We start from the raw sequence: 25,657 nt of genomic DNA on the forward strand, positions 1-25,657 counted from the left end.
GCCCCCTAATTTATTGAACAGAACCACTACAAAGCTCAAATATGAATGCTTTTCTCGCTGCTTGTTCTCGTCCTTCACGTCTAATCCTGCTTCTAATCTTCGCATTGTGGAGCGGTATGCAAGAGAGCAAGGCTTCCCATCTAATGGGGGCAGACCTTACCTATACCTGTTTAGGAGGTAATCAATACGAAATTAACCTTACGATTTACCGGGATTGCAAAGGCATAGCCCAGGCTTTGCCCAGCTATCCGATAGATATCAGTTCGGCCAGTTGTGGAGTAAATACCAGTATCATTGTTACACAGGTATCACAAACCGATATTTCGCCTCTATGTCCCTTACTTTCAGCGAGTGGCCCCTGTGCTTCTGCCAATCCCGCGGGTTCTCCTTTTGTAGGAGTTGAACAATATAATTATACAGCCACCTTTGTCTTTCCACAGAACTGTAGTGATTGGGTCTTGAGTTGGGATGAATGCTGTAGAAATGGAGCCATTACCAATTCGCCCATTATACCGACAGCAGGAGGCACAGAGACCTACATCGAGTCAACCATGGATAACCTTACTGTGAGTTGTAATAGTTCTCCGACTTTCACCAATGCACCTGTTCCTTTCATTTGTGTAGGGGAAAATTTCCTGTACAACAATGGTGCGCTGGATCCGAATGGAGATTCTCTGGTATATGAATTGATCGATCCCCTGGAAATTGATTTAGGAACAGGAAATCCGGTACCCGTTCCTTATAATGCACCTTTCAGTGCAACTTATCCCTTGACTACAGCTCCTGCCAATCAATTTGGCTTCGATCCGCTGACCGGTCAGATGGACTTTACTCCAAATGCTGCAGAACAATCCATTGTAGCTATCCGGGTAAATCAATATCGAAATGGAAGGCTGATAGGCTCTGTGATGCGGGATCTTCAAATAGTAGTGCTCAATGCCTGTGCGAACAATACCCCTGATATAGCTCCTCCCATAAATATTAGCGGAGGTACCTTAACGGGTAATACCTTTACGGTATGTGCGGGCAATACCCTTTCTTTTGACATAGTATCTTCTGATGCGGATGTTGGGAACAATCTCATCTTATCGAATAATTTACTCTTTTCTATTCCAGCAGCTAGCATCACCAATGCCGGTAATAATCCGACTACTTCGACCTTTAACTGGAATACCACGGTAGCAGATGTAGGCATACATTCCTTTACAATATCTGTAGCTGATGATGCCTGTCCATATAATGGACGGCAGACCGTTGGATTTGAAATATTTGTTCAGGATCAGGTCTCTATCGTTGCCAGCCAGACAGCCATTTGTCCCGGGCCAGCTACTGCAGTCCAGTTGAATGCCGTTGTTCCCGGTTCTCCCGGAAATGGAACCTATACCTGGACCCCGGCAGCAAATCTGTCTGATCCTACGATAGCAGCTCCTGTTGCGAATCTGAATACCGGAGCGACTTATACGGTAAATTATGCGGAAGGTGTTTGCGCTTCTTCTGCAAGTGTTACGATCGAAAACTATGGAGATCTCGTCGCTACTCCCAGCGATCCGGTTCTTTGTAATGGTGGAAACGTACAAATAAATACGACTTTCAATTTTAATATACCTCCTCCTCCCGGAGCATGTGGACCTGCGACTAATACTTGTGCAGGAGCATCTGCCACGGTTCAGGTAGGTAATGGAACCTCAGCCACAGGAACCACTGCCAATGGAGGGGGAGCGGGTAGTCCCTTCCAGGGCAACTATCAGGATGGGCGGACCCAGGTTCTCTATCCGGCAGCAGAATTGTTGGCTGCTGGCGTGAGCCCCGGTATCATTACAGAGATTTCCCTTGATGTTAGCAGTAAATTTAGTACTCAGCCTTACAATGCCTTCAATATCAGTATGGGTTGTACAGGAAATGATGAACTCAGTACATTTATCGGAGGATTGACCCAGGTATTTACAGGAAATGTAACTACTGTTGCAGGAGCCAATGTATTTACTCTGACTACTCCCTATGAATGGGATGGGGTTTCAAATCTGGTATTTGAATTTTGTTTCGATAATGCTACTGCTTCTGGATTTGATCATGTCAACTATACAAATACGGCTTATAATTCCGTGATTTTTGGGTTTGACAATGGAGGAACAGCGGGCTGTAATATCGCAACAGGCTTTATCTCTACTCAGCGCCCAAATATTAGCATCGCAAGCTGTGAAATATTTGTTCCCATCAATTATGTTTGGACACCTGGTCTGGGATTGAACGATGCCAGCATCCCTAATCCGATTGCAAGTCCAACTACCAGTACACAGTACATCGTGAGCGTAAATACGCCTGCATGTAATTTCATGGACACCGTCAATGTTACCATCGACAATGCTCCAACGATCAATCCATTTGTAAACCTCACTGTTTGTGCAGAAGATTCCGTTCAGATTACAACAAGTGGAACCAATCTGGCAAATGCAACTTTCACCTGGACTCCAGCAGCAGGTCTTAGTGATCCTACTGCCCAGAATCCTGTAGCCTCTCCCGCTGGCCCCACGCTTTATACCTTAACAGCTGTAAATGGATGTGGATCAGCTAGCGAGACCATAAATATAACTGTCAATCCCAAGCCGGCCCTGACTCTGGCCCCTACAAATTTGCTTTGTAATGGAGATAATAGTGGAAGCATTGCGGCTAACGTAACAGGAGGGACGCCAACCTATACCTATACCTGGAATCCGGCTGTAGGAGTAGGTGCTACTGTAAGTAATTTGGCAGCGGGACCTTATACCCTGATCGTAAGTGATGGCAATCTTTGTGCAGATACAGCAACAACTACCTTAACAGAACCTGCTGCAGTTACACTCAGTCTGGTAGGTACGACAGATCCTACCTGTAGTGGAGATTCGGACGGTACGGTTGATGTTCTGGCTGGCGGAGGAACGCCTGGATATACTTATACATTAAGTGGAACCTCTACTGCAGGAAATCCCATTGCTATTACACAGGCAAGCCCAAATTTCACAGGAGTTCCTGCTGGGACCTATGTAGCAAGTGTAGAAGATATAAATGGATGTATATTCAATATTGGTGTTGGATTAAATGATCCCCTTCCAGTAAGTGCCCAGATTCTTAGTCAAACAGATTCTGACTGTCTGACAAATACGGGTGCCTTCGCCGTTTCCGGTGAAGGAGGAACTTCTCCCTATGAATTCTCAATTGATGGCACCAATTTCAATTTGACAGGCTCATTCACCAATCTGGGTCCTGGCTTATATACACTGACAATCCGGGATGTAAATGGATGTATCGGAACCCTTGACGTACCTATCGGTGCAATTGGAGCTCCAACGGGAACACTCGCAACTCAAGTAGATGTAAGTTGCCCTGGGGGAAATGATGGTTCCTTCCTCGTAACGGGAGCGGGGGGTACTCCTCCTCTGCAGTTTTCCATTGATGGTACCAATTTCTTCCCAAGTGGAAGTTTTAATAACCTGACAGCCGGAACCTATAATGTAGAAGTTCGGGATGCAAATGGATGTCCTTCCTTTGTGAATGTAGATCTATTGGAACCCGATCCTCTTCAATTGATACCTGTTCAGGTATTGGATGCTTCTTGTCCGGGATTGAATGATGCTTCTTTTATCGTAACAGGATTGGGAGGAACCCAGCCGTATGAATACTCCCTTAATGGACAGGCATTCTCAACCAATGGCAGCTTCAATAACCTGGCAGCTGGCACCTACACCGTATTGATTAGAGATATCAACCTTTGTGTTACTACTGATTCCGTAACCGTAGGAGAACCCCCTGCAATCGTTGGAACAGTAACCTCTTTGACCGATGTAGATTGTAATGGAACCAATACCGGTTCATTCAGCATAGTAGGTTCAGGTGGGGTAACGCCTTATGAATACTCTCTGGATGGATTAAACTTCCAGAATACCGGAGACTTTCTCACCCTTTTTGCAGCGACCTATAATGTCTTTATAAGAGATGCAAATGGCTGTGTAAGCCAAACTCCGGTTACCATAAATGAACCTCCGGCACTGACTGGAAATATTGTAAATCAGGTTGATGTAGATTGTGCGGGTAACACCAATGGTTCCATAAATATACAGGGACAGGGGGGCACGCCGGGTTATACCTATTCTATTGATGGAGTAAACTTTGGCACCAATGGCATATTCTCCAATCTCGCAGCGGGCCCCTATACAGTGACCGTAAGAGATATTATCGGATGTACCGTTGATGTTCAATTCGGCATAGCCGAACCAGCACCTCTGGTACTCAGCAGCTCTTCTCAAACTGACCTGGCTTGTAATGGAGATAATAGCGGAGCTGTTGATTTGCAGCCAAATGGAGGAACCGCTCCTTATCAATATGCCCTAAATGCAGGCCCTTTGGGCAATAGTCCAAACTTTACAGGATTGGCTGCAGGTAATTATGTAGCAACTGTTCAGGATGCGAATAACTGTACCGCCACTTTCAATTTCACCTTGACAGAGCCGGCACCTTTAGCCATCTCTATCAATACCGTTACAGATGTACAATGTGCGGGTGGAGCCGATGGAAGTCTGGATATCAGTGCATCTGCCGGAACAGCTCCCTATGAGTATTCGATAGACGGCCTGAATTTCTTCAATTCAGGATCCTTTACAAATCTGGCAGCAAATACTTATACCATTACCGTTAGAGATGCTAATGGTTGTTCAAATACTGCTTCTGCTACCATCAATGAACCTACAGCTATCACAATTACTGCCAGTGTAACTGCAGATGTGAGTTGTAATGGCGGAAATGATGGTGCGTTAAACGCATTAGCAATTGGAGGAACAGGTGCATTGACGTATACCTGGAATCCAGGTGCTTCTGTAGGCGCAGCCTATACCAATCTAACCGCTGGACCTTATACGGTATCTGTTAGTGATATTAATGGATGTACAGAGACAGCTACAGTAAACGTACAGGAACCTGCTCCCATTCAAAATACCATCACCATTACCCAGGGCATATCCTGCTTTGGACAGGCGGATGCAGCAGCAGATATTACTTCTACTGGCGGAAATGGAGGATTTACCTATACCTGGCAATCCGGAACGCAAGTCGGTTCTGCAGTTAGTGCTCTGCCTGCAGGGACTCATTTTGTAACAATCACAGATGCTTTAGGCTGTACCAGCCTGGATAGCGTTGAGATCATTCCTCCTTCTGAAATTGTAACCACAGTAGTTGGAACCGACATCAGTTGTTTCGGTTTGACAGATGGAGATGTTACAGCCTTCCCGGCAGGAGGTACAGGAACTTACACCTATGTTTGGAACAATACAGCTGCCTTAAATACGGCTATGCTAACCGGCCTTACAGCTGGTTTTTATGAAGTCATCGTTACAGATGGCAACAACTGTATGGATACGGCCAGCATCACGTTAATTGAACCTGCTCAGATTGTCCTGACGGGTACAGGTCAGAATGAAACCTGTAGTGATGCCAATGGAGAGGTTTCAGTAACTGCAACAGGAGGAGCCGGAGGATATACGTATTTGTGGAATTCTACACCTCCACAAGCTTCAGCCACGGCCACAAATCTGCCGGCAGGAACCTATCGGGTTATAGTAAGCGATCAGAATGCATGTCAGGATTCGACTGATGTAAGTATCATAGATGAAGCAGCCCCTACGATCAATATCCTTCAAAGTCAGGACATTTCCTGTAATGGCTTGACAGATGGTTCTATAGAAATCGAAGCGGTAGGCGGAACAGGCACTTATACCTATTCCTGGGCGCCGGGAGGACAAACTACTCCTCTGATCACTGGACTTTCAGCTGGAACCTATACTGTAACTGTAGACGATGGTCAATGTACTACCACTGAGACCATCAGTTTGATAGAACCTGGCCCTATAAATGCCCAGATCAATAATGTTGTAAATCCTGCCTGTTTCGGACAAGCGAATGGGACCGCAAATGTGGTCGTAAATGGAGGAACAGCACCTTATAGCTATCAATGGAATACAACGCCCATTCAGAATAGCCCCATCGCTACTGGTCTGGCAGACGGAACGTATATCGTAACCGTAACAGATAACCGTGGTTGTACTGCCACAGATAATGTTAGCCTGGTAGAACCTGCTTTATTGGAGGTTGTGGTTACAGGGACCAATGTTCTTTGCTTTGGGGAAAATACAGGAGAGGCATTGGCAAGTGTTACGGGTGGTAATGTTCCTTATACTTATACCTGGTCCAATGGAGTATCGGATTCTATAGCCTCTAATCTGCTAGCCGGGAACTATAATGTGAACATAGTGGATAGCAAAGGATGTACTACGGCTGGCGATATTGTAATTGCTGAACCTGCAGAATTTGTCTCGACAGTGGTTAGTACCGATGTTACCTGTTTCGGAGGCTCGGATGGAACGGCCGAAGTTCAGGCAACAGGCGGTACATTCCCCTATAGCTATCATTGGTCTACGGGAGATACAACTGCCCAAATCACCAACCTGGTCTCTGAGCGCTATACCGTTATTGTTACAGATGGAAATGGATGTAGTGATAGCCACGAAGTATTTATCTTTCAGGGAGATCAGATTTCGATTGATAAAGTAAATGAGGTAGCTGCATTCTGTAATCTGGACAATGGTCAGGCTACCGTAGCAGCAACAGGAGGTGTGGGAGGATTTACCTATGTATGGAATACGAGTCCTGCACAAACGGGAGCTACAGTAACGGGAATTTTCGGAGCGGGATTAGGAGGTCCTTATCAGGTGATCGCGATAGACGCAAACGGTTGTCAGGATTCGCTGGAAGTGAGTATTGATAATATTCCTCCTCCAACCGCAGCTTTCAATATTGGCAGAGATCCTGCTGATCCTATTTTACTCAGTCAGGCCAATCTCCAATTTATCAATGAGTCTCAGGGAGCGGTTTCCTATCAATGGGATTTCGGTGTCCTGGGCGCCCTTTCCAATGAAGAAAACCCCCGCTATGAATATAATGAGGCAGGTATTTTCACCGTCATTCTCACTGCTTTTGACCAAAACTTCAGCTGTCCGGATACTGCAAGTCTAACTTTCGAAATTGTGCCCGATGGAAAAGTCTGGACCCCTTCAGCTTTCTCTCCGAATAATGATGGGAAAAATGACATTTTTTATGTCGTTGGAGAAGGAATCGTGAATATCGAGGTGCTGATCTTTGACCGCTGGGGCCGATTGATCACCACCCTTAATAGCCTTGCCGATGGCTGGAATGGTTTTGATAATCAAGGAAATCGTGTGCAGGAAGGCGTTTATGTGTATGCCATTAAAGCCGAACTAAATACGGGCAAAAGATTTGAAAAAGGAGGAACGATCACGCTGGTTCGATGATGGTTCTGAGATAATTTAAAGCTATAGCTCTCTTTGAGAGTGATAAAGTTTAAAGTGCAAATCAATATTGAGCTTGAATTTGATATTTGCACTTGAATTTTTTGCTAAAACTTAAAAAGGGAAGTCTGATTGCTCAGGCTTCCCTTTCACTTACACACACATGAACATCATTATTCTTCCTTCACGATCAGTTTGTACTGAGGAGTAGGGTTTAGAGGACAAAAATATACGTAGGTCCCGGGCGTAAGGGTAACGAGATTTGAAGTCGCAGAAGCACCTTTCTTCACGGTTTCCTTCAAATAGGCTTCTTTGATGTGGCCGGATTGATCGGTTTTGCCTTCAGGCGCAACAACCAAACCTACTTCATGATCGACTCCATTGTTTGATACTTCAAACACATACTGTCCAGGGCTAACGGTCAATTCTTTTACCGTAAACTCTCCTTTGGTTTGCTCCAGGCTAATTACTTTAGAATCCTGTGCAAGACTCAAGCTGAAGGAGAATGCGACGACTATTAAGCTAACTACTAACTTTTTCATAATACTCTTTTTTGTTTTGTTGTTTTTAAGGGATTAAAGTTCTTCTGCAAGTGGGAAATCAATTTCGAAACCTGCCAAATTGTGGATGTAATTGCTGATGATTTTATCGCCTACCAATACCACTACGTCTATGAGAGACTCTTCTGTGTAACCAGCTGCGAAGAAAGCATTTTTGTCAGCTTCTGAAGCTTTCCCTCTGTTTGTTACTACAGTAGCAGTAAATTTCACCAGGGCATCAAATTTTGCGTTGAAAGAAGCTGAACCTCCACGCAGTTCCAGAATCTGCTCATCTGTAAAGCCATTCATTTTACCGATAGCTGTATGTGCAGACTGGCAATAACGACATCCATTGATTTGGCTAGTAACCAGGTTTACAATTTCTTTTTCCTTATTGGAGAGAGAAGTCTTACGATTTTGAAGAGCCAGATAATCTCCGAGAGCACTAGGGCTTTTTGCATAGTATGCATAAAGATTGGGTACGAAACCGATGCCCTTATTGAGCTGGTCGAAGATTGCCTGATTTGCTTCTGAAACTTCCTCTCTCGAAGGAATACCGAAAATTGTTTTTGTTCCTAAATCTGCCATTGTCTTGTTGTTGTTAAGTGATTAATTAAACGAACAATACAAAGATGGCAGATGAAAGAGGCCTTGCGTTAGGCGATCCTTCCCAAAGAGTTATCAATTTTTCCCGAAAGCTGAAATTCCCGGTATTTTTTAGGAGAAGATTTGGTGCGGGCTTTGAAAAAACGGCTAAATGACTGCAAATCATCATAGCCCAGATCATAAGCAATTTCTTTTACCGGAGTATCCGTATAGCTCAGCATCCGTTTGGCTTCAAGCAAAATACGTTCATGGATAATCTGTAAAGGCGTTTTCTTATTATACTGGGCAAAAAGATTGGAAAGGGTTTTGGGAGATTTAAAAAGGAGATCTGCATAATCCGCTACCGTATGGTATTCGCGGAAATGACTTTCAACTAAATAATTGAATTCTCTTACGATATCTACTTTAGTGGTCTCCATCGTATCCACATCTTGTTGCTCTTTAAATAAACGGGTACAAAGGATAATCAATCTTTTGAGCAACATCTGGAGCATTTCATATTGAAGATGATCAACTGATTTCATTTCCATTTCGAATACTTCCCATAACAACTCAAATTGTTTCTTTCGCTCTCCATTCAATTTTACACGCGGTACCTGGGAGGCGCCAAAGAAAAGAATCCCTTTACAGCTTACTTCTGAGTCATGGTCCTTGATGCAATAGAAAGGCCGATTGAAGCGGACGAGTTTGGCTTTCCCGATCTGGTCAACCTTTACATGATGAAATTCTGTTAAGAAAATCATTTCGCCTGCCTCCATCGAGAATTCCTGCCCATCTATATTTAAGATAGATTTCCCTTCCAGGTTCCAAACGATGCTCAAGCCATTTTCGATTCGTTCTTTCAGGATATAGCAATTCTCGGAGCTGATCTCCTCAATGATAAGATATTCCTGATTTCTACCCTTAAATTCCATGTATGATAATCTAGCTGCAATATCACTGCATTTAGTTTTGCTATTTGTCTGGTAAGATGCAAAAAGCTAAGTATGCTTTATTTCCAATTCCATTGATTTATACAAAAAAATATCTCAATAAAGGGATTCTAGTATCTTTCTTCTTTTTCTTTTTCTTTTTCCTTAGATGAACTGAGTCTCTTCTTCTTTTCCTTAGATGAAAAGAAGCAAAAATCAAGCAGCTGCAAATCCAACGCGCTGTCCGACCCCCGCACCCGATGCAGCAGCAGGGCCCCGGCGCGCCTGGATGGTGGGCTGGGACAGGGGTAGGATGGATTCCTAAAATAACTACCGCTAACACCCTAACACTTAAATACCCAAACACCTTTTCCCCAGTGCGGCTGGCTTTGGGCTCTGCGATTTTTGCCCCACTTTTTTCTTCTTCTTCTTTTCCTTAGATGAAAAAGAAACAAAAAATCAAGCTGCTGCAAACCAGCCGCACTGTCCGGCCCCCGCACCCGATGCAGCAGCCTGGCCCTGGCGCGCCTGGATGGTGGGCTGGGACAGGGGTAGGATGGATTCCTAAAATAACTACCGCTAACACCCTAACACTTAAATACCCAAACACCTTTTCCCCAGTACAGCTGGCTTTGGGCTCTGCGATTTTTGCCCCACTTTTTTCTTCTTTTTCTTTTTCCTTAGATGAAAAAGAAACAAAAAATCAAGCTGCTGCAAACCAGCCGCACAGTCCGGCCCCCGCACCCGATGCAGCAGCCTGGCCCCGGCGCATAAGGACGTGTTGGTGTATTTACGTCTTGGGATGTTGGTGTTGGCCTTGGTTCCTGACTTGAATTAATCCCCCTCATCCCTCCTACCCCAAGCGCGCTGGCCCTGCAGAGCCCATCGGGAGCCGGGGCGGCTAGTGCGGTTGGTTCTGGGCTCTGCGATTTTTGCCCCACTTTTTCTAAAAAAGTGGGAAAGAAACCCTATTACTTTCTCTACCAATACGATAAACAAAAGCCGTATCGAACCTACACTATTTGACATAGAATGATAAACTTGTGTTAGTAAAAAATAGCTCCTCCTGCTAATTTATTCTTGATTTTCCCATTCTAAAACGGGCTTTCAGCCTCTGGTGCATTAATATTTAAAGCTATGCGTTCAATATTCCTTAGCGGGATAGTGATGCTTATGGGTATGTTCCAACCTATCCAGGCACAGTTCCCCGAAGCTATACAGGTAGATGGCTGGATCATGCTTAAAGAAGGTGATTCGGAGAAAGGCCTGGCCGGAGTTGAGTTGTGGGTGCGCCATGAGAATGGAGCCCCAAGCAAAAAAGTTACAGATGCCAAAGGCTTCTTTAGCTTTAAAACCCCAAAGAATCAAAACAGCATTCGCATTGACATCCCCCCGGACGAATTTGCCTTTCTCGATCCCCGAGACGGCCATGTCATTCTCAATCCCAATATTTCATTGGAAGTCAAGATTACCGTAGTCAGCAAGGAAAAGGACGAAAAGCTGTATCAGGAGATCAAAAGTCTCACTCAACAGATCAATGGCCTGCAAATGGATAAAAAGCGCTTAAATGCCATGTATGCGGCTTTGAGGGATTCCCTGATGGACATGAGGCAGGCCCGAACACAACTTCTTTCTCAGCTAGTAATGCTTGAGGAAAGCCTGGAGAGATCCAGAGAAAGAAATGAAAGCCAACAAAGAGATCTAGCTGCCTTGAAAAAGCAATTGGCAGAAAGGGAAAGAGAAAACAAAAGCCTCCAACAGGCACTTTTTGTAGCCCTGGAAGAAAAATACCTTCGCCAGCAAAACATCTACAATCAAATCAGTAAAGACCTGCAGGAATACCTGATTCGCATCAAGGACATGCGAGATCAAAACAGATACCTGCAGGACTATTATAAATCCAACAATTTCAATCCTTACAAACGAGCTTCAAGTGCTTATAATAACAGTTTCGAACGCATTAAAAAGAATCACAAAAGTCTGTTGGAAGGAGTAAGCAGATATTGGGAAAATGCTGCTCTGCAGCAAAGAATAGCCCAGCTATACAACTTCCTGCTTATTGGCCTCCACGAAGAAAAAGTTGTGCCTTCTTTCAATGAACTAAACCGAGAAATAAGTCAGCGAAGGATAAAGAAAATCAAACAAATGGGACAAAGCATAGAAGCCAGCTTGAGTCCCGATATCGATGACCTTGAAAAAATGATTGCTCACATCCTGAATGCCTTATAGCATTTGGGTTTATTCTATACCATTAAACACCTATCCTATGTTAAGAAACTTACTGCTTTATATAAGCCTGTTTAGCATTTTGCTACTAAGCTCCTGCAATCCGAAATGTGATACCTCACTGGGAGTTGCGGCTCAATTATCTATCACTGAAGCTGTAGCGGGAATGGAAATTATGATACGGACCCAACCGGCAGATTTGTTAAGAAATGAAATCATTTATGCCCTCGAACCCAATACCGGAGCTGAAGTACGCGTACAGAAGCGATTTGTCAGAGATCAGGGCGTTATTGTCAAGATGCCCGATAATATGACGGGTGATGTGGAATTATTGGTCGAAGATCCGGATTGCGGAGGACTTATTCCTATAGCAAATCTGGGTTCAAGAAGCGCAGATTATTTTGTGGATAATCCCAACTTTGTAACTCCCATTTTGCCAGAGATCGTTGTGCCTTCTCTCCCAAACATTGATCCTATCGACATTACCAATGCATGGATTTCTCCACAGGATCGATCTTATTGCCTTTGGTTCGGGGATTTTCAAAAACACTTTTTATCCCATCCGGATGGAAGCCCCATAGACGAAAATCCTGATACGCCGGAAATAGATACAACCTTCTTTGACTCCAAGTTTTTGGATGAAAAGAGTTTTGAATTTGCCATAGGCGCCTGCACAGAAAATCAGGATAACAGTTTATTCCATAATAATCCCGTTTCCGGAGTAGTCGATTTTGAGAATAATTATATTCAGATTTTTATAGATCGAACTGGTAATCCAAGGGTGGGTGCTGTTGAAGAATATATAGGTTCCTTCGTCGATCCAACGGAAGTCCTTAATCCCGCTTTTATGGTGGGAGGTGCCTGTTTGGAAAATCAAAGCATGAATCAAAGACAAAATCTTATGGTACTAAACTCACAGTTGACCGGACATCAATTGATGTTATTTAAAGCGGTTCAGGAAGGAGACTAAAGAATTAGAGAATCCCAAGGTTTTAACAATTGTAGCCCTCAGTTTTCTGAGGGCTTTTTTGATTAAGCTAAAACAGAAAGATCAAATCAGGCTAAGAAGGTCGAACTCAACTATAGATATTCATTCACTCTATACATGTTCCTGAAATTTCATTTCCTGCTGAAATTCATTTCAGGAAAACAAAAAACCGGAGCCATCGGCCCCGGCACTTTGATTATCATCAGACAATTTATATGAGAATTCTTAGCCCCAGACTTATAGAACTCGTACTCCTCGGCACAATTCCCAGCCAGGGAGAGCTAAACCTACTACTTATGGGGAAACTGGCCGTTGTATTCAGGAGGAAACGGCTGTTAAACTGCAATTGAATTCCTAAAAAGGCGGCAAATTGTTGGCTGGTCCATGCCAGTCCTGACTTTCCGCTCAACTCATTGACGGGCTCTGCGTTTATGCTATAGTTGAGTCCGGGATAGACGGTAAATCGTCGGTTGATGCTGGTATGGATAAGGGCAAAATTTGCTCCTGCCTGGTAGTTCGCCAGGCTATCTTCGCGGTTTTCGAGATCCGTAAATCCATTCACACTGAAGAAATAGTAAACCCGATTATTGAGGGGCGTAAAATAGGCTAAATTCAAGTCTAGGCGATCGGCAGTAACAGCCAGGCCATCCTGAAATTCTTCCGACTTCAGTACCGCTGCGGAATATCCTCCAAAGACCGTGAATTTTTGATTTTTTGCCAGGGGTTTAAGGCGAAATCGCAAGCCGGCTCGGGAAATGCCTCCAAAAGAATTGTCCCAAAGGCCTTGCTGTGGATTGTATTCATTAAATACTTCACCCACCGAAGATCGGGCAGCATTGTCTAGCCTTCTTCTTCTGTATTCCAGTCGGAAGCCCAAATCAAAACGTCCATTTCGAGACATGCCCAAATAGGCGTCCATTCGGCTACTGAAATCCGTCAAGCGACTCAGGTCAGCATAAGGAGAAGTTTCACGGGCTTCTCTCACTCCCAACTGAAAAGAACTCAGAGAGGTCAGAACATTTAGCTCAATGGCATTTTTTCTAAGTAAAGTCAAGGAGGAGCCTGCAATGAATAAACTCGTATCAGAAAGCAGGCTAATTCCTCCTTCTGTTTCTTCGGTTTGTGCTACTAAAGGCTCCATATGCATGTTGAATAAAAGGCATAGGAATCCCAGTACTAAAATCTGTTTAGCATACATAGGTTCTTGCTTGTATTTATGGTCTTATTTTCTCTTTCCTTTCCAGCTATTCTGTTGGGCCCTTCCATCGCTATTGCGGAAGTAACCTTCAAAAGCCGTCCCCTCCCCTTTCAATCCCAGCCTAAATGTTCCATTCATAGCTGGAATAAAATTCTGTTCTGTTTGCCAACTTCCTGTGAGCAAATGATAGCCTTCTTCCACTTTGATATTTTCCAAGAGCAAGTCATAGCTTGCATCAGCTCCTTCTGCCAGAATGTTTACCCTCCCTCTCCAATTGCTGCTTTCTCTTTCCAATAACAAATGGGCTTTACGATCTTTCCCTCCACTGACAAAATCTACTTCCCATGCTCCCTCCCAATCTTCTGCAACATATGTCAAGGCTTCAACTTCATTTCCCTCTTTATTTCCTAATAGATTCCAAATCAGCAATCCGGAAGCAGAGAGCAAGCTAATTCCCAAAAGCAGCATGCCTACAGAAGCTAATCGAGGAGATTTCCCAGGCTGTCTGGCAGTCACATTGGCTCTTTCTGGAGAGTCAATCTTATCCTTTTTTTCTCTCTCAAAATCATAACTATCGAGAATCTCCAGCAGGATACCCGAAATCTGAGAGCTTTCTACATTCGCGCTATTTCGATCAATGCTACCTTCCAGCCGCTTCCGTTTCAATTTCTGAAATCGATTAGACTGAATCGTGATTTGTCGCCTGACATCTTTGGGCTGTCCATCCAAATGAGCAAGTAACCAAGTGAGGGCCTGGGACTCTTTACCCATGGCAATCATCCTCCGTAAATCTTCTTTGGATCTTTTATTACTCATTTTATGCATAAGATATCCGAGCCCAGATTAGAAAATCTGATCGGGATATAATAGCATAGGAAAATCGCCTGTCTACAATAACTTAGCAGCGAAATCATTTCATTCCGGGAAAAGCAAAGCTATCTCAGGCTTTCGTCGCTACTATTCCTTAGGCTTATTTCTCAATATGGAAATATAGACACCCAATCTCCAACACATTTGTTGCAAATCAGGGGGCTTGTTGAAGAAAGGCCAGCAGATCGGCTAAATCCTCAGGAGAAAGTCCTTCTTCCAGGCCTTCCGGCATGAGAGAAATCCCCAAAGAGCTTAGTTTTTCTATGTTTTTCTTGGCAATCAATTCTTCTTTGCCACCTGTCATCCTTAGCCTCAATTCTTCATCATTTTCAGAATAAATAATCCCTGTATAGATATTCCCGTCTTTGGTCCGAATACTATGGTTGAGGTATTTGGTATCTACCGCTGCATTGGGGTCCAGAATATCGTGTAATAGAGACTCTTTACTCTTGCGATTTATTTCCGTCAGTACCGGACCGACTTCCTTACCCATTTCGCCATATTGATGACAAGTAGAGCAAAGCAATTCAAATTGCTCTTCTCCTTTGTGAATATCTCCGGCTATTCCCAGTGCAGGTCTCATCTTTTCCATAGCTTCTTTTCTTTGCAATACACCAGCATCTGTAAACAAAGCTTCTGCTCTTGCTTTTACCTTATCATCCTCTGACCAAAGCAATACCCTCCGTCTTTCCAGATCAAGATTCAGTTCTCCCGGATTTACTTTCTTCTCTTCTAAAGCTGTAAGTAGCAGATCATGATTGTAGGATTTGTACAACATGATGCTTCCGGCCATCTTTCGAGCTTCCGGTCCTAAATCTGGCCAAAGTTTTAACAATTCAGCGCCAACTTCGCGATTATCTGAATTCCAGAGTTGTTGTAGGGCTTCTTCTTGTAGGGCGAATGGCTGGAGATTATCCAGCATGGCATATAGACTTGTTTTTCTTTCCTCGAAATCACTCAGGCCCATCAACTTTAGTAGTTCCAGTCTTTCTTCTACAGACTTATTCTCATCCAAAATCTCCCCTTTCGCATTCGCCATCAACTGACGAATCTGCGGAGAAGTATTTAACTCAAAAGCCTTACGGACTTTACCACTAGCCTTTAAAATGCTGATATTCCCTCCCTTTTCCATAGCCGTCAGATTGGTCTCCAGAGCTGTTGGGTTAAAGGCCGGGCCAGCCTCCCAGTTATCAGCGATATTTTCGAGCAATTTGGCTTGCTGTTTCGGATCAAAGTTGGGCTTGGTAGCAATGCTTGTAAGAAGTACCTCTATTGCCATTTTATCTGAACTTCTAGCCAGCATTCGGCAAAGGGAAAGCAAAGCCTCCAGATTATTTTCGGATAAAGATTTTGGATGATGTTCCAGCAATCGCCGCGCAAAAGTCAGCGGTTGTTTTTTCATAGTAGTCGCCGCTGCAATGGCTGTCCATTTATCGGCCTCTTTCTGCTCAAGCATATGTTGAAGGCCGTAAAATATTTCTCGGGCAAAAGAAGCAAAATACTCATCGGGAATTTGTCCTAATGCAAGGGCTGCACGCATCCTTACCCGAGGGTGCTCATCTTTGCATAGTTCTATGATACTTTTTGCGAGTTCGGGATGGTAGGCCAAATGTTCTTCACTGGCTCGGAGGGCATTTTCCCGAACCCCTGCAACTTTATCTGTAAACAAGCCCTCCAGATCATCGACCTCCAGGGCTTTCAGACCTTCAAGCGTCCACATTGCATGCATACGTCCAAAAGGAGAAGAAGCATGTTTCAGGGCTTCCTTTAATGCCGGAACCAGGTCTTTCATTTGCTTTTCCACAATTAGTCTCTGGGCAGTCAAACGAGTCCATTGGTTTTCATGTGAAAGCCCATCCAGGAGGGAATTTGGGTCTGCTGACTCAAAGCTAACAGCCTGAGGAAGCTCTTTAGCTCGGGGACGAATCCGATATATCCTGCCATCTTTTTTCCCCGCAGCCAAATCCATCTTCTCCTCTAATTCATCCGGTATCCATTCCGGATGCTCTATCACTTCCCTATGCATATCCAGTACATATAAAGAACCATCGGGTCCCGTACTTAAATTCACAGGACGGAAAGCCCGATCTGTAGAAGCCAGAAATTCTACTTTATCCCGATTTCTGGAAGCTGTAGAAATCGCGCCCTCATCGGAGAGCACATCCATATGGATGAGATTGAGAACAACATCCGCTACAAATAGATTATTATTAAATCCTTTGGGAAAGGCATTTCCTCCATAAAAACTAATCCCACATGAACCCGAAAAATAGCCAGACTGTTCGGGATGATTGACACGAGTGTCCTGCTCTCCAATCGGATAAATCCTAGACAAACCATTTTCCTCATGATCCGAAATGATATTCAGGCTATGCGAAGTCGATACCGGTAGACCCTCCAGATATTTCCCTTGAAAAACCAATTGAGAAACATGCTCGAGATTATGGGTTTCGTACATCCGCCCCCAATTGTCAAAAGCCAATTCAAAGCCTCCTGAGGACTCTCCTACCCTTTCCATGATCTTTTTGTCCAGGTCAAATCGAAAATCCTCTCCTCTCATCTCCAGGGATTTATCTGCTTGCCCCACAAAATAAGGTTTACCTGAATTTCCTCCATTTGCTGCGTATATCCAGTTATCCAGGCCATAGGTCAAGCCATTGTAATTATGCTGCAGATTGCCCACTCGAAATCCTTCCATCAGAATTTCCCTTTTTTCTGCACTACCATCTCCATCTTCATCCTTAAGAAATAACAAATGCGGAGGAGAAGCCACCAGCATACCTCCTTTATATGGCATAAAGGATGAGGCCAGAAAAAGGCTATCGGCAAAGAGTTCTCTTTTATCAAAGACACCATCTCCATTCTCATCGATCAAATGAACCAGGCGACTTTCTTCATCTCTCAAGGGATATCCCGGCATTTCCAGGACATATGCTTCTCCTCTTTCATCAAACTCCATATCGACCGGATCAAATACCAGGGGCTCCGTGGCTACAGCTTCTAATTGAAATTGAGGATGCAAACTAAAGCCATCAGGTGCATTGGGAGTAGTGGGTGTTGCTTCCTGGCAGGCAGAAAAATTCAGGAGAAAAAACAAAGAGGCAATAATGCCAGGGAGAAACTTTGGGCGGTAGTAGTTCATATATAAAAATCCTTATATCCTTAGAAACAAATCTAAAAAATAGCCTTATGCAGAACAAGTACGACTGGGTATATCTAGTTTTCAGATACAGATTTTTGTTTTGCGTATTCTGAGGGATTGATACCAAACTGCTTTTTAAAACATTTGCGGAAATACTGGACGTCCATGAATCCCACTTTATATACCACCTCGGTAATTGTAAACGCCCTTTGTTCGATGATTGCTGCAGCTCTTTTGAGGCGAAGGGATCGGATAAATTCATTAGCTGACTGTCCCAAGAGAGCTTTCATTTTCCTATACAACTGAGATTTACTGTAACCTAGCTCCCTACAGAGTTGCTCTACCCCAAAATTGGAGTCAGAAAGGTTTTGCTCAATGATATTTACCACATTTGACAAGAAGTCCTCATCCTTTGAGCGGGAATCAAGACTGGTCTCATCCCGCGACATAATCTGTTTATTCAGCAATTTGGATTTAAACTCATTTCTTTTGTCGATCGCATTTCGGATCATGAGCTTCAATTGTTTGGGATTAAAGGGTTTGGACAAATATTGATCTGCCCCATAACTCAGGCCTTCTTCCAAATGCCGCTCATTGGATTTTACAGAAAGGATGAAAAAGATAATATGGCAGGTTTTCTCATTCTCCCTAATCTTTTTACATAGTTCATAACCTGACAATTTAGGCATAATGACATCCGAAAGGATAAGGTCAGGAATGGACAATTGGGTTTGCTCATAGGCCTCTGCTCCATTGGAACAGGGAATGATACGGTATTCATCCTTGAGAATATTGCAAAGAAAGTCTCGAATCTCCTCATTGTCTTCTGCAATCAGAATGATCGGCTTTTGCAGGGGATCGGGCCTTTTGCTTAGCCGGTGTTCTTTTAGGTCTTTTAAGGGAATGACCGCTTCTTCTTTTGCAAACATCAGCTCCCCCGTGGATGTCAGGATTTCCGTCTGATCTTCATCTACAGTGAGAGGTAAATGGATACTAAAGACTGTACCTTTATTTTCTACACTACTAACAGTGATTTCCCCCTTATGCAGTTCAACATATTGCTTGGCAAGGTGTAATCCAATACCCGTACCACTGGTATCTCCAGGAGCATTTTGGGAATTATACAGATCAAACACATAAGGCAAATTTTCAGCTTTTATGCCTTTACCCGTATCGGATACGATTATTTTTATTTCATTTTCCCCCTTTTCCAGCTCTACGTTGATTTTCCCTGATGGAGGAGTAAATTTGATGGCATTGGAAAGGATATTAAACAAAACCTTTTCCATCTTATCCGGATCAAACTTCATTCGGATCGTCTCTTTGGGAAAATCTGCGATCAATTCGAGTTTTTGCTTCTTGGCATACTGAGCGAAATAATCCAGAACGGAACGCAGGAAGAAACTCATATCTCTGTACTCCTCCTGCAGTTCAATATTGCCAGATTCCAGTTTAGAAATATCCAGGATTTCATCGATCAATTTCTGCAGCCTTTCTGAATTTTTCTTCATCAAATCCAAATGACCTTTGAAGGGTTGCAACAGTTTCATTTGCATCAACTCAATCAGGGGACTTTGAATCAGGGTAAGCGGAGTTTTAAATTCATGGGAAATATTGGCAAAAAATCGAGACTTCATTTGACTCAACTCTTTTACTTTATTTCTCTGAATCTGCTCCAGGTATAATTCATTTTTCAATTTCTCCCGATTGATCAGGATTTGATACATAAAAATGAGGAGTCCAGCCAACAGGAGGAGGTAGGTAAATCGAGCAAAATAGGTCCAGTACCAGGGATGATGAATCTGAATATTCAGGCTAACAATTTCCTCATTCCAGATTCCATCATTATTTGCTGCCCGTAAGTAAAAGACATAATTTCCAGGAGGAACATTGAGATAATTCCTGAAATTCATTTCATTCGGGCTGCTCCACTCTTCTTCCAGAGGTTCCAGCTTGTAGGCATAGAGATTTTTATTGGCCTGGGAAAAATTGAGTTTGGCAAATGAAAAGTGCAAATCATTCTGTGAATGTTCCAATTCGATCTCTCCCTGAGGAAAAACGATCCTTTCCACTTCCTGGCTTTCTTTTTCTGTATCGAAGGATTCTATTTCTAATGAGGTAATATAAAATGGCGCTTCATGTCCATTTTCCAGGATTTCTTCATGCTTGAAATAATTGAATCCATTTATTCCCCCAAAGACCAATGTGCCATCTTTCCTCCTGAGACAGGCACCCATGGTAAATTCTTTATCCTGCAAGCCATCATATACATCAAAGGATTTGATTTGATAAGGCTTTTCAGCATTCAGGCAGGCAAGCCCATTATTGGTACTCACCCAAATTTTCCCTGACTCATCTTCAAGTCCTGCATAAATTACATTTCCAGGAAGAGAATCTGAGGTGTTTATCCTTTCTGCTACTTCAGTTTCTGGATTAAATTTATACAGGCCGGCCCCATTTGAAGCTATCCACAAATGATTTTTAGTGTCTGAAAAAAGATAATTAATATTGTCATGGATGTCAGCTGGTGCATGAGGACCGGCATAATTGGTGAGATTTATTATGTTTTTGTCCTCATCTAGTTCGATTTTATCCAGGCCTTTATTTCTGTGTCCTATCCATAATGTCCCTTGCTGATCCTCTAATATGCTGATCACATTATTGGTACTGATTTTATTTTCAGAGGCACCTGCTACATAGCTATACAATTCTCCGGTTTTTGGAATAAAAAGACTTAAACCGGAACGGTAACTGGCAAACCAGATATTTCCCTCTTTATTTTGATGGAGCGTACGAATATATTTTCCGGGTTTAGGTCCATGATAGACCTTGACAAAGCTTTCCAGGCTTTTAAAAGTGCGGCTATTTTTCTGTTTGATAAACACACCTTCTCCCCAGGTAGCTGCATATACCTGATCCTGTGGATCTGCGATCAATCCTACAATTACTTTGTTTTTCAATCCAGGCAATTCACTCTCTGAAACATTTCTGATTTTATGGTCTTGATCCATCAGATCAATCCCTCCTCCTTCTGTACCAATCCATAAATTCCCTTTGCTATCTTCTGCAAAAGCACTTACAAGGCCTCTGCTTATGGACTTATCTGTTCCACTGGCTTCTGAGACCAGCCCAAAACGATGTTCGATGGGATCAACTTTACACAATCCACTTTTATAACTTCCCACCCAAATGGTTCCTGCCTGATCCTCGTATAAGGACCAGATAGAATTGCTATTGATCCCAAAATTATTTCTAACGTCTGTCTGGAACTGGAAAAGTTTGCCGGTAGAGTTTTGGCACTTGATCAATCCGGCATTTTCGGTACCTACCCAGATATTGGATTTAGAGTCTTCCAATATTGAAAGAACTACCACCCCTTCGAGCAAGTTTTTTAATTCGGCAAACTTCCCTCCTAATTCTACAATTTGGGAGTTGCCATTTTCATCCTTCTGCAATCGCCTTAATCCATCATTGGTTCCCACCCAAATCTTGCCAGTAGGACCTTTATGGATACGCCGAATAATATCGTCCTCCGGCAAATCGTATCCTCCGCTATGTTTAAAAAAGGAAATGAAGTCTTTGCGATTATTGTATTGACATAAGCCTCCATTAAATGTTCCAAACCAGAGATTGCCATCTTCATCTTCTACAATATCCTCTACATGATTGGCACTGATACTTTGCCCTTCACGTCCATTGGCAATAAGTTGACCGATTTCCCCTGTTTTGCGATCCCAGAATTTCAATCCGCTGCTTTCGGTTCCTACCCATACGACGGAATCTTTACTTTCATAAATGCATTGGACAAAAGAAGATTCAAGGGACTTCCTAAAAACCGGATCAATCTCCTCATTGGAAAATTTCTGCCGGGCAGGATCATATAAGCTAATTCCCCCACCGTAGGTACCGATCCAGAGTTTGCCCAACATATCGGTAAATAATGCCGAAATAATACTTTCTTCTAGTAGTCCCTGCTCATCCTGAAAAAAGACCTCAAAATGTTCTCCATCATACCTATTGAGACCATTATCCGTCCCCACCCATAAAAAGCCCAATTGATCCTGAGAAATTACTTGGATTGTATTTTGTGAAAGGCGTTGAGAGGGCTGAGAAAAATAGGTAGTCTGTCCCAATGTGTAGAGGGAGCTTGCTAAGAATATGGATAGTAGTAGATAAAATTTCATTTTCGATCCCAAACCTTAAGAAGCATATCTGGTCCAATCAATTTGAAATGAGGCTAACTAATATTCAAGTTGACTACAAGGCCAAATCTTTCTTTTATAATTTAAAAGCAGGTCAATAAAGCTATAAAAATAATACTTTTCTGAAATATGAATGATTTACCTTCCTCTTTTGAACCATTTGTCATGCATGGCATTTCTGCTCATTATTTAACTTAGCTGTCCGATTCAGGTCTTGCAAACGATTTCGGAATGCTAGAAAGTTTCATTCTGAATCCATGTAAGAATTCATATATAAAAAAAACTATAAGAAGAGGATACTCAGGAAGGAGATTAAAAAAAAATCCCTAATTTTGATGACTACTAATTACGCTGCATTAAATTATTAAGGATACATTTTAAATACTGCGAACCCTCCTAAAACATTAATTTGGATAATCTACACTAATCATATAAAACTAATTACTACACTTATGAGAAAAGGACTCACAACTTTTTTGATTAAGTTCTGTGCATTAGTGGTGATTACTTGTTTAACGAGTAATTTATCTTTTGCTCAGAGTTTGATTTCAGGTACGGTTACCGATCAATCATCAGGTGATCCCCTCGTGGGAGCTTCTGTGGTTGTGAAGGGAACCACGAATGGTACTCTTACCAGTGACAACGGTTCTTTCCGAATCAGTGCTAGTCAAGGAGACGTACTCACAATTTCTTATGTAGGCTATGTATCGCAAGAAGTAACTGTTACTTCTGCTACTACCTATAATGTAGGAATGAGGTTGGGTAGCCTTGATGAAGTAGTGATCACGGGATATACCGCTCAAAGTAAGGCCAATGTATCCGGCTCCGTTGCCTCCGTAGAAGTAGAAGAACTCAAAACTTTACCAGTAGGTAATGTTGAGGCTGCTCTTCAAGGACGCGTTGCTGGTGTTACGGTCTCTACCTCTGGTGTACCAGGATCTGCCAGTTTGGTACGTATCCGTGGTTTCGGTACCGTAAACAGTAACCAACCGCTCTACATTATTGACGGTCTCCCGGTGCAGGGAGGAATCATTGAATTAAACCCCAATGATATCAAAGAAATGACCGTATTGAAGGATGCATCTGCAGCTTCTATTTACGGATCACGCGCATCTAATGGTGTAATCATCATTACGACCAAAAATGGATCTGTTGGAGGAAAATCTACCGTTACCTTCGACGCTTCTCTCGGTTCACAGTATTTCAACAATTTCCCAGACTTTGTTTCAGTTGAACAACTGGCAAATCTGGAAAACTGGGAAAAACCAACCAATCTCGGACAGCCTACGGGTAGCCCGATTTATGGAACGGGTACTTCTGCAGTCATCCCTAACTACCTGTGGCCCATCGGTGCCAATTCAGCAAATGAGGATGAGTATTTCTATTCTACGGATCTTGCTCTGTGGAATGGTATAACCAGAACGAATCCCGCTGGAACTGATTGGTTTGATGAAATTTTCAATCCAGGTCTTATTCAGAATTACAACGTTTCTGCTACAGGTGGAAACCAGGGAGCGCAGTATGCGATCTCTATTGGACACCTTAATCAGGAAGGTCATAGAATCTATTCTGGTTTTGAACGTACCAACGTACGTGCGAACGGAATATTCAGAATCAATGAAAACCTGAGAATCGGACAGAATGTTGCTGTATCTTATTCAGAAGAATCAGGTAACAGACAAATTGCTGGTGCTCAGTCAATCATTGATATGGCTTCTCGTCAGCCAGGTATCATACCTGTTTATGATATCTCTGGAGTGAATTTCTCTTCAAACAAAGGATTAGGATCGGCGTCAAACAATCCGGTTCAACAAGCTTTCAATTCAAGAGATGATATCAATACAAAAATCAGAGCGCTTGCTTCTGCATATTTGGAGTGGGACATCATTGATGGATTGACTGCAAAAACTTCTTTTGCTACTGACTTTGCTAACAGTGATTGGAGAAGCATTGGACGTGCAGTACCCAACGATAGTGAGCCAAGATTAGGTAACTCTCTTAATAGAGGTACAAATCAAGTACTCAACTGGACTTGGTACAACACCCTGACCTATTCAAAAACTTTTGCAGACGTTCATGATGTAAATGTTTTAGTAGGTACAGAGGCAATCCAAAACAACTTCAAGCAATTCGGAGCTACAAGAATTCAGTTCCTATTGGAAGATGTTGACTTCATGGTACTGAATGCAGGTCCTCCAGACGGTCAGAACACTAACGGTTTCCGTTCAGAGTCTACCCTCTTTTCTCAATTTGGTAAAATTGACTATGCTTATGCTGGTAAATACCTTTTGAGTGCGACACTACGTCGTGATGGATCTTCTGTATTCGGTCCTAACAATCGTTACGCGATCTTCCCTGCATTCTCTGCAGGATGGAGAATTTCTGATGAGGATTTCTTCAACTCCAGTTTCATCAACGAATTGAAAATTAGAGGTGGTTGGGGTAGAACTGGTAACCAGAACATTAACTCTCTGGCTCAGTTCACCCTTTATACTACGGCTGACATCGTTACTGCTACTTATGCAATTAATGGTGGAAACAACTCTATCACCAGTGGTATCCAGGCTTCAAGTGTTGGTAACCCTGACTTGAAATGGGAGGAAACTACTGATATCAACATTGGTTTGGATGCAGCTTTGTTGAATAATAGCTTGACAATTGCATTTGACTTGTACCAGAGAAATACTCAGGACCTTCTGTTAGGAGTACCTCCTTCTACCCTTCTGGGTCAGGTAGGTAGCCAGTTCAGAAACGTTGGTGAAGTAGAAAACAAAGGATTTGACCTTGCCTTGGGATACAACAACTTCTCAAGTGGAAGCGACTTTACTTATGATTTCAACATTTCTCTATCTAGATATGTGAACGAAGTTGTTGCTCTTGATGAGTCTATTGACTTTATCAGTGGCGGTGGTTTCCGTTCTAACAACTACACCAGAACATTGGAAGGATTCCCGATTTCTTCTTTCTACGGATTGCAGATCGAAGGATTGTTCCAAACTCAGGCAGAAGTTGATGCTCACCCAACTAACGGTGGTAACCGTGTAGGTGGTTTCAAATTCTCTGACATCAATGGTGATGGAGTAATTAATGCTGATGACAGAACTTTCCTAGGAAGTCCTCATCCGGATTTCACCTTAGGTTTCAATACCACTTTGAACTGGAATGGATTTGACTTCAATATGTTCTGGACAGGTACTTTCGGAAACGAAATCGCCCTCCTTACAAGATTGTTTACTGATCTTCAGCAATTCCAGGGTAACAGAAGCGTAAATGTACTTCAGTCATTTGGACGTGAAGGCGTAAATAATGCTGATGCAATCCTGCCTCCTTATGGAACCATTACTGCTGAGGAAAACGGACCTAACTCATATTACATTGAGGATGGTACATATTTCCGTCTGAAAAATCTTGCTTTAGGATACACACTTGGTAATGATATAGTAGGTGGTTTGGGTATGGAATCTGTTAGATTCTATGTTCAAGGAAACAATCTCGTAACATTTACCAACTATCAAGGGTTAGATCCTGAGATTAACTTCGTTGGAGGAAATGACTTGAGTCTTGGACTTGACGGAGGATTCTATCCTATTGCGAGGTCATTACAAGGTGGAGTAAGGGTAACTTTCTAAACAATTAAAAACTAC

Annotated in this window: 11 protein-coding genes; 4 read left to right on the plus strand and 7 right to left on the minus strand. The window is 42.8% G+C overall.

Annotated features, from left to right (window positions below):
• Positions 1-41 precede the first annotated feature (41 nt).
• Positions 42-7,334: a gliding motility-associated C-terminal domain-containing protein gene (locus tag R8P61_13465; protein MDW3648070.1), complete on the plus strand. Its 7,293-nt coding sequence runs from the start codon at positions 42-44 to the stop codon at positions 7,332-7,334.
• Between the two features lie 170 nt (positions 7,335-7,504).
• Here R8P61_13465 and R8P61_13470 read toward each other — a convergent pair whose 3' ends face one another.
• From R8P61_13470 to R8P61_13480, 3 genes are all read right to left on the minus strand, one after another.
• Positions 7,505-7,873, minus strand: coding sequence for a cupredoxin domain-containing protein (locus R8P61_13470; protein ID MDW3648071.1), 369 nt, complete (start codon positions 7,871-7,873; stop codon positions 7,505-7,507).
• Positions 7,874-7,906: 33 nt separating this feature from the next.
• Positions 7,907-8,458, minus strand: a complete 552-nt coding sequence (locus R8P61_13475; GenBank protein MDW3648072.1) for a carboxymuconolactone decarboxylase family protein — start codon at positions 8,456-8,458, stop codon at positions 7,907-7,909.
• A 68-nt stretch (positions 8,459-8,526) separates the two neighbouring features.
• On the minus strand, positions 8,527-9,390 hold the full coding sequence (locus tag R8P61_13480; GenBank protein MDW3648073.1) for a helix-turn-helix domain-containing protein: 864 nt from the start codon (positions 9,388-9,390) through the stop codon (positions 8,527-8,529).
• A 1,134-nt stretch (positions 9,391-10,524) separates the two neighbouring features.
• On the opposite strand from R8P61_13480, the gene R8P61_13485 reads away from it, so the two are divergent.
• Both R8P61_13485 and R8P61_13490 read left to right on the plus strand, forming a co-directional pair.
• Entirely contained in the window at positions 10,525-11,616 is a 1,092-nt protein-coding gene (locus R8P61_13485) for a hypothetical protein (GenBank protein MDW3648074.1), read from the plus strand.
• 37 nt (positions 11,617-11,653) lie between these two features.
• Complete coding sequence (locus tag R8P61_13490) at positions 11,654-12,583, plus strand: hypothetical protein (protein ID MDW3648075.1); 930 nt, start codon at positions 11,654-11,656, stop codon at positions 12,581-12,583.
• A 229-nt stretch (positions 12,584-12,812) separates the two neighbouring features.
• Here R8P61_13490 and R8P61_13495 read toward each other — a convergent pair whose 3' ends face one another.
• The 4 genes from R8P61_13495 to R8P61_13510 all read right to left on the minus strand — a co-directional run bounded on the left by R8P61_13495 (position 12,813) and on the right by R8P61_13510 (position 21,995).
• The gene (locus R8P61_13495) at positions 12,813-13,799 is read right to left on the minus strand and encodes a hypothetical protein (GenBank protein ID MDW3648076.1); all 987 of its coding nucleotides are present in this window, start codon (positions 13,797-13,799) and stop codon (positions 12,813-12,815) included.
• Between the two features lie 24 nt (positions 13,800-13,823).
• Positions 13,824-14,615, minus strand: a complete 792-nt coding sequence (locus R8P61_13500; protein ID MDW3648077.1) for a hypothetical protein — start codon at positions 14,613-14,615, stop codon at positions 13,824-13,826.
• A gap of 208 nt (positions 14,616-14,823) precedes the next feature.
• Entirely contained in the window at positions 14,824-17,811 is a 2,988-nt protein-coding gene (locus R8P61_13505) for a c-type cytochrome (protein MDW3648078.1), read from the minus strand.
• Between the two features lie 74 nt (positions 17,812-17,885).
• On the minus strand, positions 17,886-21,995 hold the full coding sequence (locus R8P61_13510) for a two-component regulator propeller domain-containing protein (protein ID MDW3648079.1): 4,110 nt from the start codon (positions 21,993-21,995) through the stop codon (positions 17,886-17,888).
• 470 nt (positions 21,996-22,465) lie between these two features.
• On the opposite strand from R8P61_13510, the gene R8P61_13515 reads away from it, so the two are divergent.
• Complete coding sequence (locus tag R8P61_13515; protein MDW3648080.1) at positions 22,466-25,642, plus strand: TonB-dependent receptor; 3,177 nt, start codon at positions 22,466-22,468, stop codon at positions 25,640-25,642.
• Positions 25,643-25,657 lie beyond the last annotated feature (15 nt).

It is taken from the genome of Bacteroidia bacterium, assembly GCA_033391075.1.
GTDB lineage: Bacteria > Bacteroidota > Bacteroidia > J057 > J057 > JAWPMV01.